A 598-nucleotide genomic window follows, 5' to 3' on the forward strand; every position below is an offset into this window, starting at 1 on the left:
GGTGATTATATAAAGACAAATGGAGACTGGATAAATCAGAATCAGAACTTACTTATAACTTTTTCTGACTTCAAAAAGGCAATTGAAAGAAGTTATTCTAAAAAAGATTTTTCAACTCAGGCAGACATTTTAAAAACTGCAAGATACCTTACATCTTTCTTTGATGCTTTAGCTACACAATATGTGGATGAGTTCTTAGGTGATATAGCAAAAGAAAGAAAGAGAAGTTTTGTGAACAACAATTTGTTCTTTAACGGCTACGTTGTACTAGCTAAGAAGTTGCAGTTAGATGGAGTAAGTCTAGATGATTTAGAAAGCAAAATTACCGATGTTTTAAGCTCTATAGACTTTAGTAAGAAAAATAAATTGTGGGATGAATTAGGTGTAGTAGACAAGAATGGAAATGCTAAATCACCACAAAAGATATGGAATTTCTTTAACAATTTAAAAATAGACGAGTAATCACTTAGGAGTTGTTTGTTGCAATGTTCAATAGTGAGATTAAGGAAAAATATTTAGATACCTTATCTGAGGGTATGGTTATGCAGATGAGGCCTATTTTTGCAAAAGCAGAGATTACTGAGACTTTATATAATAA

General features: G+C 31.1%; 2 protein-coding genes. Both read left to right on the top strand.

Features of this window, described 5'->3' with window-relative positions; genetic code table 11:
- On the top strand, positions 1-462 hold a 462-nt coding region (locus SM447_RS29530), incomplete at its 5' end, for a ParB N-terminal domain-containing protein (RefSeq protein ID WP_474576143.1).
- 23 nt (positions 463-485) lie between these two features.
- A partial coding sequence (locus SM447_RS29535; protein WP_474576144.1) for a phage lytic cycle repressor MrpR family protein occupies positions 486-598 on the top strand: 113 nt, incomplete at its 3' end.

Source organism: Micromonospora aridisoli, from assembly GCF_056150025.1.